Source organism: Bradyrhizobium rifense (assembly GCF_008123425.1).
Classification (GTDB): domain Bacteria; phylum Pseudomonadota; class Alphaproteobacteria; order Rhizobiales; family Xanthobacteraceae; genus Bradyrhizobium; species Bradyrhizobium rifense.
The window spans coordinates 1-9,503 of the sequence record NZ_VSSS01000075.1 but is presented as its reverse complement, the minus strand read 5'-3'; the positions used below and the strand labels follow the sequence as shown (position 1 = coordinate 9,503).

The 9,503-nt window shown below is 63.3% G+C and carries 10 protein-coding genes; 6 read left to right on the top strand and 4 right to left on the bottom strand.

The window, feature by feature from the left end; all coding sequences use genetic code 11:
* Positions 1 to 107: 107 nt before the first annotated feature.
* Both FXB40_RS40560 and FXB40_RS40555 read right to left on the bottom strand, forming a co-directional pair.
* Complete coding sequence (locus FXB40_RS40560) at positions 108 to 833, bottom strand: class I SAM-dependent methyltransferase (RefSeq protein ID WP_148777875.1); 726 nt, start codon at positions 831 to 833, stop codon at positions 108 to 110.
* Between the two features lie 78 nt (positions 834 to 911).
* The gene (locus FXB40_RS40555; protein ID WP_148777874.1) at positions 912 to 1,454 is read right to left on the bottom strand and encodes a MarR family winged helix-turn-helix transcriptional regulator; all 543 of its coding nucleotides are present in this window, start codon (positions 1,452 to 1,454) and stop codon (positions 912 to 914) included.
* Between the two features lie 110 nt (positions 1,455 to 1,564).
* Between FXB40_RS40555 and FXB40_RS40550 the strand changes: the two genes are divergently transcribed.
* The 5 genes from FXB40_RS40550 (at position 1,565) to fahA (ending at position 7,213) form a co-directional block, all read left to right on the top strand.
* Positions 1,565 to 3,193 (top strand): FAD-dependent oxidoreductase, encoded by a 1,629-nt coding sequence (locus FXB40_RS40550; protein ID WP_148777873.1) that lies wholly within the window; start codon positions 1,565 to 1,567, stop codon positions 3,191 to 3,193.
* Between the two features lie 8 nt (positions 3,194 to 3,201).
* On the top strand, positions 3,202 to 3,429 hold the full coding sequence (locus tag FXB40_RS40545) for a DUF2783 domain-containing protein (RefSeq protein ID WP_148777872.1): 228 nt from the start codon (positions 3,202 to 3,204) through the stop codon (positions 3,427 to 3,429).
* Positions 3,430 to 3,452: 23 nt separating this feature from the next.
* A complete protein-coding gene (locus tag FXB40_RS40540) occupies positions 3,453 to 4,409 on the top strand; it encodes an MBL fold metallo-hydrolase (RefSeq protein ID WP_148777871.1) in 957 nt (318 codons plus the stop codon).
* Positions 4,410 to 4,411: 2 nt separating this feature from the next.
* The gene (hmgA, locus tag FXB40_RS40535) at positions 4,412 to 5,758 is read left to right on the top strand and encodes a homogentisate 1,2-dioxygenase (RefSeq protein ID WP_187437482.1); all 1,347 of its coding nucleotides are present in this window, start codon (positions 4,412 to 4,414) and stop codon (positions 5,756 to 5,758) included.
* Between the two features lie 180 nt (positions 5,759 to 5,938).
* The gene (fahA, locus tag FXB40_RS40530) at positions 5,939 to 7,213 is read left to right on the top strand and encodes a fumarylacetoacetase (RefSeq protein ID WP_148777869.1); all 1,275 of its coding nucleotides are present in this window, start codon (positions 5,939 to 5,941) and stop codon (positions 7,211 to 7,213) included.
* Between the two features lie 11 nt (positions 7,214 to 7,224).
* Here fahA and FXB40_RS40525 read toward each other — a convergent pair whose 3' ends face one another.
* Both FXB40_RS40525 and FXB40_RS40520 read right to left on the bottom strand, forming a co-directional pair.
* Positions 7,225 to 7,536, bottom strand: coding sequence for a DUF1272 domain-containing protein (locus FXB40_RS40525; RefSeq protein ID WP_148777868.1), 312 nt, complete (start codon positions 7,534 to 7,536; stop codon positions 7,225 to 7,227).
* 74 nt (positions 7,537 to 7,610) lie between these two features.
* Positions 7,611 to 8,090 (bottom strand): Lrp/AsnC family transcriptional regulator, encoded by a 480-nt coding sequence (locus tag FXB40_RS40520; RefSeq protein WP_148777867.1) that lies wholly within the window; start codon positions 8,088 to 8,090, stop codon positions 7,611 to 7,613.
* A 121-nt stretch (positions 8,091 to 8,211) separates the two neighbouring features.
* Here FXB40_RS40520 and hppD point away from each other — a divergent pair, with 121 nt between their 5' ends.
* Positions 8,212 to 9,330, top strand: a complete 1,119-nt coding sequence (gene hppD, locus FXB40_RS40515) for a 4-hydroxyphenylpyruvate dioxygenase (RefSeq protein WP_148777866.1) — start codon at positions 8,212 to 8,214, stop codon at positions 9,328 to 9,330.
* Positions 9,331 to 9,503 lie beyond the last annotated feature (173 nt).

Below are 9,503 nucleotides of genomic sequence, written 5' to 3'. Positions count from 1 at the left end.
CACACAGCCAGGGTCAAAAGCGCCGGCCTGGATCTCGGCCGGCAACTTCCGGTCTGACCTCTTCTTCGGACATGTTCAGCCTCTGAGACGGGCTGGCCGGCGTGGTGTCAGCGAGTGCCGGCCGGATCCGCGCAAGCAACGATATCGCGGGGAGATTTTCGTGCCGCTGGCGCCGGCGGAGAGAATACCGCCAGATATCCTCCGTCTCCTGCGAGCTGATATGCGGCGACCTCGCGATAGCCGACGGCGGTCAATTCGCAGCGCAAGAGTTCAATTGGCGTGCCGTGCTTCGACGTCGGAAGCTCGAGATCGACAATTCCGACCCGCGCACCCAGCTTCAAGGCGGGCGCGAGATTGTAGAGGAAGGCATAGGGTTGGGCTATCTCGTGATACATGTGCACGAGGATTGCGGCATCCAGCGATGAAGCGGGCAGGCGCGGGTCGTGTGGTTCGCCGAGCGCGAATTGCACGTTCGTCAACTTCATCCGTTCGGTTCGTTTGGCTAGCTCGACGAGGTAATCCCGCGTGACGTCTTCGGCAACGACAGAGCCGGCGGGGCCGACGAGGTGCGAGAGCCTGACCGTGTGGTAGCCGCTGCCTGCTCCAATGTCGCCGACTGTCATGCCTGGTTTCAGTTCAAGAGCACGCGCGATTTGGCCGGCCTCATTGAGGGCGTCGCGGCGCTCTTCGGCGGCGCGCTGCGGGCTGACGATCCGTGCAACAGGGCGCGGCGGTGAGGGAAACTCGTTTGCAGCGACCCCGGGGGGAGCCAGATAACCGATGTCGGCGGCGTATGCGCGAGTTGCGGCAAACGCGACAAGCAGCGTTGCCATGTAAGCCAGTGCCGTCACCGGCCTGGCAAGCTTTCTCAACCGGTCGAGGCGCATCTTTGCTCAACCATAGTACACGCCCTAATACGCCTGCTTGGCGTCGGCCTCTTCGCTGGTCTGGATCAGGTCGAGGCTTTCCTCGATCTTGCCGAGCAGCGCCGAGAGCTGTTTGCGCTCCTGCGCGGACAGGCAGGCGAGGATCTCGTCTTCCCGCCGCAGCAATCGCGGGAACAGCTCCTCGTAGAGCGCGCGGCCCTTCTTCGTCAGCTGCAGGCGGAATTCGCGGCGGTCGGCTTCGTTCTCGACCCGCTCGATCAGGCCGTCTTGCAGCAGCGCCGTCACGGCGCGGCTGATGGTGGATTTGTGCGTGCGGGTGCATTGCGAGATGTACTGCGCGCTGCAGGCATCGTTGCGGAAGCCAAGCGTGGCAATCACGCGCCAGGCCGGAATGTCGAGGCCGTGACGTTCCTGATATTCGACCGCGAGCGCGGAACTGACCTCCGCCGCGAGCCGGTTGAGGCGAAACGGCACGAATCTGAACAGATCGAGTCGCGATTTGGGCCGCGGTGAAGCCGCGTCGGCTTCTCTTGTCTTCAGCGCGATGTCGCTGGATGTCCTCGCCAAGGAGAGCGCTCCGAATTTCAGTTGACGGCCGGCCGGCTCCGGTCCAAAATAGTTGCACGTGAGACTATCTAGCAGATCAGTCCTCTCCTGACCAGAGCCGAGGTTAGTGTATGGCGGGCGCCAATACGCATCAGGCCAAAACCCAGTTCGGCTATCGCCGTCACGCCGACCAGGACCGGCCCGGCCAAAGTCCGGCCGAGTATCCGGTCGTGGTCGTCGGCGCAGGGCCCGTCGGGCTGTCGCTGGCGATCGATCTCGCCCAGCGCGGCCAGCGCGTCGTCCTTCTGGATGATGCCGACCGCATCGGCGAGGGCTCGCGGGCGATCTGCTTCTCGAAGCGCTCGCTGGAATATTGGGACCGGCTCGGCGTCGCCGACCGCATGGTCGACAAGGGTGTGGTGTGGAGCGTTGGCCGGATTTTTCACGGCGAGTCCCAGCTCTATCAGTTCAATCTGCTGCCTGAGGACGGCCACAAGCGGCCAGCCTTCATCAACCTCCAGCAATATTACGCGGAAGCCTATCTGGTCGATCGCATCAGCGATCTGCCCGCGATCGACCTGCGCTGGCGCAACAAGGTGACGGCGGTCGAGCAACGCAACGATTCCGTTGCGCTGACAATCGAGACACCCGAAGGCGCCTATCGCCTGCACGCGCAATATGTCGTCGCCTGCGATGGCGCACGGTCCTCACTGCGGCAGATGGTCGGGGCTGAATTTGCCGGGCAGGTGTTCGAGGATCAGTTCTTGATCGCCGACGTCAAGATGACGGCGGAATTCCCGACCGAGCGCTGGTTCTGGTTCGATCCGCCATTTCACGCCGGACGCTCGGCGCTGCTGCACCGGCAGCCCGACGACGTCTGGCGCATCGATCTCCAGCTCAATCGCTATGCCGATCCCACAGTCGAGAAGAAGCCTGAGAACGTGCGGCCGCGGATCGCGCGCATGCTCGGCCACGACAAGTTCGAGTTCGAGTGGATCTCGCTCTACAAATTCCAGTGCCGGCGCATGGACCGCTTCATCCACGGCCGCGTGATTTTTGCGGGCGATTCCGCGCACCAGGTCTCGCCCTTCGGCGCGCGTGGCGCCAATTCGGGCCTCGAGGACGCCGAGAATCTCTCGTGGAAGCTCGACCGCGTGCTGCGCGGCACCTCGCCCGCAAGCCTGCTCGAAAGCTACCATGTCGAGCGCAGCGGGGCTGCCGACGAGAATATCCGCGAATCCACCCGCTCGACCGATTTCATGGCGCCGAACTCGCATCAGGAGGCCCGGCTGCGCCAGGCAGTGCTGGCGCTCGCCAAGGAAACCGAGTTCGGCAAGCGCATGGTCAATGGCGGCCGGCTGTCGGTGCCATGCAGCTATGATTCTCCGCTGTCATCGCGCGACGCGGATGCCTGGCGCAGCGGACCATCGCCGGGCTGCTCCATGCTCGATGCACCGGTCGCGACGCGCGCGGGCGAGCAGGCCTATCTGACAGACGCGTTCCGTAAGGATGGAACGGACTTCACTTTGCTCTCGTTCAGCAATGGTGCGCCGGTCGATGTGCCCGGTGGCGTCAAGGATATTCGTATCGGCGGCGAGGGCGGACTTGCCGATTCCTTGGGCCTCATCGCCAAGCGCTATGACGCCGAGCCGGGCTCCGCCTATCTGCTCAGGCCGGACGGCTACGTCGCGGCGCGCTTCCGCCATCCGACGCGTGAAGCGATCGCGGCCGCGCTGTCGCGCGCCGCAGGTCTGAATTGAGGTCTCATATGCCGCTTTCCACCAGCTCCAACTTCGCGCGGCCCGACGATGCCTTTCGCGCCATCGTCGAAGCGCATCGCGGCCTCACCGACGAGCAGAGCGCCGATTTCGATGCGGCGCTGGTGCTGATCCTCGCCAACCACATCGGCGATATCGACGTGCTGCGGGACGCGCTCGTGCTGGCGAAACGCCGCATGATCGACGGCCAGCAGCAACAACAACAGCAACAACAATAACCCAAGACGTGAAGGACGAATTGATGGCGAAGAACTTCGCATCCACCGGCGATCTCTCCGAGAAGAAGATCACCTTCTCCGAGATCGGGACTGATCTCTACGCATTCACCGCCGAGGGCGATCCGAATACGGCGATCATCGTCGGTGACGACGGCTGCCTCGTGTTCGATGCGCAATCGACGCCGGCGATGGCCAACAAGGTGATCGAGCGCGTCCGCACCGTCACCGACAAGCCGATCAAATATGTCGTGCTGTCGCATTATCACGCCGTGCGCGTGCTCGGCGCCTCCGCCTACAAGGCGCAGGGCATCGTGGCCTCGCAGGAGACCTATCGACTGATCGAGGAGCGCGGCCAGCAGGATTGGGATTCCGAGTATGGCCGTTTTCCCCGTCTGTTCCAGGATGCCCAGAGCATTCCCGGCCTGACCTGGCCGACGCTGACCTTCGAAGGCGAGATGTCGATCTATCTCGGCAAGCGCGAGGTGCGGCTGATGCAGCTCGGCGCCGGTCACACCTCCGGCGATATCGTCGCCTGGGTGCCGGATGCCGAGGTGATGTTCTCCGGCGATCTCATCGAATATCACTCGGCCTGCTATTGCGGCGATGCGCATCTGCGCGAGTGGCCGCTGACGCTGAACGAGATCCGCAATTTCAATCCCAAGGCGATCGCGCCGGGTCGTGGCGATGCGCTGAAGGGCACCGGCACGGTGCGCGAAGCCATCGCGATGACGCGCGACTTCGTCACCTCGCTCTATGGCGCGGCTGAAGTCTCCGTTGCCAAGGGCCGCAGCTTAAAGGAATCGATGGCCGCGACCCGCGAGGTGATGGATCCGAAATTCCATAGCTTCGCCATCTACGAGCACTGCCTGCCGTTCAACGTGTCGCGCGCCTATGACGAGGCGTCGGGCATCGACGATCCCGTGATCTGGACCGACAAGCGCGACCAGGACATGTGGGCTGCCCTGCAAGGAGGAGGATAGTCATGAACATCAATACCTCGCCTGATCAAATCATCCGAAGCTCGGCGCAGGTGACGCCGGGCTACATGTCCGGCTTCGGCAACAGCTTCGAGACCGAAGCGCTGCCGGGCGCGCTGCCGATCGGGCGCAACTCGCCGCAGCGCTGCGCTTACGGGCTCTATGCCGAGCAGCTCTCGGGCTCGCCCTTCACCGCGCCGCGCGGCACCAATGAGCGCTCCTGGCTCTATCGCATCCGCCCCTCGGTGAAGCATTCCGGCCGCTTCGAGAAGGCCGATGCCGGCCTGTGGCGCTCGGCGCCGTGCCACGAATACGATCTCCCGATCGCGCAGCTGCGCTGGGACCCGGCGCCGATCCCGAAGGAGGACACGACCTTCCTCCAGGGCGTGCAGACCATGACGACCGCCGGCGACGTCAACACGCAGGCCGGCATGGCCGCGCATGTCTACCTCATCACCAAGTCGATGGTCGATCAGCATTTCTACAATGCCGACGGTGAGATGATGTTCGTGCTCCAGCAGGGCAATCTGCGCCTCGTCACCGAGTTCGGCCGCATCGACGCCGAGCCCGGCGAGATCGTGGTGATCCCGCGCGGCGTCAAATTCCGCGTCGAAATTCTGAATGGTCCCGCGCGCGGCTATCTCTGCGAAAACTATGGCGGCGCCTTCACGCTGCCGGAACGCGGGCCGATCGGCGCCAACTGCCTTGCGAACGCGCGTGACTTCCTGACGCCGGTCGCGCACTACGAGGACAAGGACACGCCGACCGAGCTGTTCGTGAAGTGGGGCGGCGCGCTGTTCAAGACGACCTTGCCGCATTCGCCGATCGACGTCGTCGCCTGGCACGGCAATTACGCGCCCTACAAATACGATCTGCGTACCTTCTCGCCGGTCGGCGCGATCGGTTTCGATCATCCCGATCCCTCGATCTTCACGGTGCTGACCTCGCCGTCGGAGACGGCGGGCACCGCGAATATCGATTTCGTCATCTTCCCCGAGCGTTGGCTGGTGGCCGACAACACCTTCCGTCCGCCTTGGTATCACATGAACATCATGAGCGAGTTCATGGGCCTGATCTACGGCGTCTACGACGCCAAGCCGCAGGGTTTTGTCCCCGGCGGCATCAGCCTGCACAATTGCATGCTGCCGCACGGCCCCGACCGCGACGCCTTCGAGCACGCCAGCAATGGCGAGCTGAAGCCGGTGAAGCTCACGGGCACCATGGCCTTCATGTTCGAGACCCGCTACCCGCAGCGTGTGACGGCGCATGCCGCGAATGCCTCGACGCTGCAGGACGATTACGCGGATTGCTGGAAGGGACTCGAGAAGCGGTTCGATCCGAACCGGCCGTAGTGGTTTTTCCCTCTCCCGTTGTGGGAGAGGGTGGCTCGCCGCGTAGCGGCGAGACGGGTGAGGGGTTTGCCTCCGCGAACAAGCCTCTCTCATTCGGACTCGCGGATAGAACCCCTCATCCGGCGCTTCGCGCCACCTTCTCCCACAAGGGGAGAAGGAAAAAAAGAGACCGAGCGAAAAGTGACAACGCACCCCAACGATCCCAGCCTCCGCTCCTTCATCGAAATCGACCCCGGCTCCGACTTCCCGATCCAGAACCTGCCCTATGGCGTGTTCTCGACTGCGGCCAATCCGACGCCGCGGGTCGGCGTTGCGATCGGCAACTTCGTGCTCGATCTCTGGGAGCTTGAGCAGGATTCCCGGCTCGATGTCGGCCCACTCGGCGTGTTCTCCGGCTCCTCGCTCAATCCCTTCATGGCGCTCGGGCCAAAGGTCTGGACCAAGACACGGGCGCGGATCAGTGAGTTGCTGCGTCACGATCATCCGGAGCTGCGCGACAATGAGGAGCTGCGCAAGCAGGCGCTGGTGCCGATGCGCGAGGCAAGACTGCATTTGCCGTTCGCAGTCTCCGGCTACACTGACTTCTATTCGTCGAAAGAGCACGCCACCAATGTCGGCGTGATGTTCCGCGGCAAGGACAATGCGCTGCAGCCGAACTGGCTGCATATGCCGATCGCCTATAACGGCCGCGCGTCCACCGTCGTGGTCTCGGGCACCAAAGTGAAGCGTCCGCGCGGGCAGCTGAAGCCGCCGAATGTGGAGGTGCCGAGCTTCGGACCGTGCAAGCGGCTCGATTTCGAGCTGGAGATGGGTGTGGTGGTCGGCCAGCCCTCAGCCATGGGTGGCATGCTCACGGAGAGCCAGGCCGAGGAGATGATCTTCGGCTTCGTGCTGCTCAACGACTGGAGCGCGCGCGACATCCAGCAATGGGAATATGTGCCGCTCGGTCCGTTCCTGGCAAAAGCGTTCGCGACGTCGATCAGCCCCTGGGTGGTGATGCGCGAGGCGCTGGAGCCGTTTCGTCTGAAGGGGCCGGTGCAGGAACCGGTGCCACTGGATTATCTCAAGCAGGCCAGGCCGCAGAATTATGATCTGGAGCTCGATGTCTCCTTGCGTGCGGCCGGTGCCAACGCGCCTGCCGGCATCAGCCGGACCAACTTCAAATACATGTACTGGTCTTCGGTGCAGCAGCTGATGCATCACGCCTCCTCTGGCTGCGCGATGAATGTCGGCGATCTCCTCGGCAGCGGCACAATCTCGGGCCCGGAGAAGAATCAGCGCGGCAGTCTGCTGGAGATCAGCTGGAACGGCACCGAGCCGGCGGAATTGCCCGGCGGTGCCAAGCGTGCGTTCCTTGAGGACGGCGACAGCCTCGTGATGCGCGGCTGGTGCCAGGGCAACGGCTATCGCGTCGGGTTCGGCGAGGTCGAGGGGACGATTTTGGCGGCGGAGTAGGTGGATAGAGTCTATCGCCTCTCCGGCGCCACGTCCTTGACCCGCGCGCAATGCGCCGCCACGTCCTCCACACTGTATTTCAAATGCACCCGCTTGTCGGACGGCGCCTGCTTGGTCGTGCACACGCCGGGGCGCCATTCCTGCGTCGGTCTGATCGGGCGCGGGGCAAAACCGCCGCCGCAGTTCGGGCAGACGTTGAAGAGCTTTGTCTCCACGCAGTCCGCACAGAACGTGCATTCATAGGAGCAGATCCGCGCATCCGTCGCATCTGGCGGCAGGTCGCGATCGCAATTTTCGCAGTTCGGTCGAAGCTGGAGGGCCATGGTTGAATCTCCAAAAGCTGGCCGGGATCATCGCAGATCGAGCGCGCGACGCGAATGGCGTAGTTCCCTCGATTTCAGCCAGGCTTGATCTCCTTCAGCGGCAGCCGTGAGCTTTCTTTCAGCCTGTCCAGTACGATCGAGGAACGCACATGCGCCACGCTCTGGTGCGGCATCAGCACGTCGTTGACGAGGTTGGAGAGCCCCTTCAGGTCGCGCAGCACGGCCTTGAGCACGTAGTCGGCATCGCCCGTCAGCGAATAGGCCTCCTGGATTTCGTCGATCCGGTTCACCAGGGTGCGGAAGCGCTTTGAATTGTCCGGTGAGTGGGTCGCGAGCCCCACCTGGATGAAGGCGATCACGCCGAAGCCGAGCGCTTCGCTGGAGAGGTCGGCATGGTAGCCGGCAATCACCTTCTCCTCCTCCAGCCGCATCCGCCGCCGCGAGCATTGCGAGGCCGACAGCCCGGCGAGATCGGCGAGCTCCTGGTTGGTGAGGCGGCCGTCATCCTGGAGCGCGCCCAGGATCTTGAGGTCGAAGGCATCCACGGAAATCATGCGTCCTTTGTCCATCTAATGCACGGATCGTGCATATGATAGCCAAAACGCGTCCCGTTTGCACGCTCATTGCACGTCTCGTGAAGGATAGTTCATCCCAGCAGCAAATTGGGAGAACACCATGGGTCCGTTTCCGCACGATGCACCCCCGGCCACGATCACCGCCGAAAATCCGATGGGCACCGACGGGTTCGAGTTCGTCGAATATGCGCATCCCGATCCGCAAGAGCTGCATGATTTGTTTAAGCTGATGGGCTACACGCCCGTCGCGCGCCACAAGACCAAAAAGATCACGGTCTATCGCCAGGGCGACATCAATTATCTCGTCAACGAGGAGCCCGGCACCCACGGCTACGAGTTCGTCGCCGCGCACGGTCCCTGTGCTCCGTCGATGGCGTTCCGCGTGGTCGATGCGAAGACGGCCTATGACCGCGCGGTCGCGCTCGGTGCGGAGCCAGCAGATGTGCCTTCCGCGCAGAAGACGCTCGATGTGCCCGCGATCAAAGGCATCGGCGGCAGCCTGCTCTATTTCGTCGATCGCTACGGCGCCAAGGGCTCCGCCTATGATGCCGAGTTCGAGTGGCTCGGTGCGCGCGACCCGCGGCCGGTCGGTGCCGGCCTGTTCTATCTCGACCATCTCACCCACAATGTCCATCGCGGCCGCATGGATGTCTGGACCGGCTTCTACGAAAAACTGTTCAACTTCCGCCAGATCCGCTTCTTCGACATCGAGGGCCGCGCGTCGGGCCTGTTCTCGCGCGCGCTGACCAGCCCGGACGGCAAGATCCGGATTCCGATCAACGAGGACGCCGGCGATTCCGGCCAGATCGAGGAATACCTGAAAATCTATCGCGGCGAGGGCATCCAGCACATCGCCTGCGGCTGCCGCGAGATCCACGGCACGATTGAGGGCTTGCGCGCGGCCGGCTTGCCTTTCATGCCGTCGCCGCCCGAGACCTATTTCGAGAAGATCGACGCGCGACTGCCCAAGCACGGCGAGGACGTTGCACGGCTCCAGAAGAATGGAATCCTGATCGACGGCGAGGGCGTGGTCGACGGCGGCCAGACCAAGGTGCTGCTGCAGATCTTCTCGGCCAACGCGATCGGCCCGATCTTCTTCGAGTTCATCCAGCGCAAGGGCGACAACGGCTTTGGCGAGGGCAATTTCAAGGCCCTGTTCGAGTCGATCGAGGAAGATCAGATCCGCCGCGGGGTGCTGAAGGTGGATACGGCGGCGTAGGTTACAGCCTTCACACACACTGCCGTAGGGTGGGCAAAGCGACTTGTCCGCCGTAGCTCGAAGAGCGAAGGCGGAAGCGTGCCCACGGCTTCTTTTGTTCCTCACGGCGAGATGGTGGGCACGGCGCTTTGCGCCTTTGCCCACCCTTGTATTAGCGCACCGGACTAGAATGG